1 pseudogene is annotated in these 593 nt (G+C 45.5%); it reads right to left on the minus strand.

The features are described 5' to 3' along the window. Window positions 1–99: 99 nt before the first annotated feature. Window positions 100–593 (minus strand): annotated as a pseudogene (locus tag R7R78_RS27950) (metal-dependent hydrolase); the annotation flags it as partial.

Below are 593 nucleotides of genomic sequence, written 5' to 3' on the forward strand. Positions count from 1 at the left end.
TTTAGCAAGATCTTCTTTGCAAATAAGCCGACGCTGGTGAAGGACTTTCAATCGGCTTGATAGTCACCGAGTCGCTCCCCATGTAACCCAAGTAAACGCTCAATCAAAGTCCGCAAGCATATTGAGAAAAGTTTGGCGGTCTTCCACTGTACTACCTCGATGAGCAGTGTATTCGACGTGTTCGTCCGCGCTGGCTTTCGGGGATAGATTGATGCCCCACAGCGCATTAATTTGGTTTGGCACGATGGAGTAACGCACATCAACAATTCGCATTTCGTCATCCGGGTCTTGCACTACAAAACCATTTGAAAACCAACGGAAACGTTCAATATCTTTCGCTTGCTGCGATTGCGGGTCGAGCCATGGAAATTGTGTTTTTACATTGAGCTTTGGTGTGGATTCGCCAGGATAGATTTTTATTGAGCGCCCCACTCTTACCGCATCCACATAGTAGTTATCTTCCGTTTCATAAATCAGCTTCCAAACCAAAAGGTTACTAAAGCTTGGTTTGGCTTTTAACTGTATAGCCTTGTGTTGACGCTCTTTGACGATTTCCCAACCAGCTGCTTCTGCTCTATCTCGTTGGATCATTC

Source organism: Vibrio sp. 2134-1, assembly GCF_033339495.1.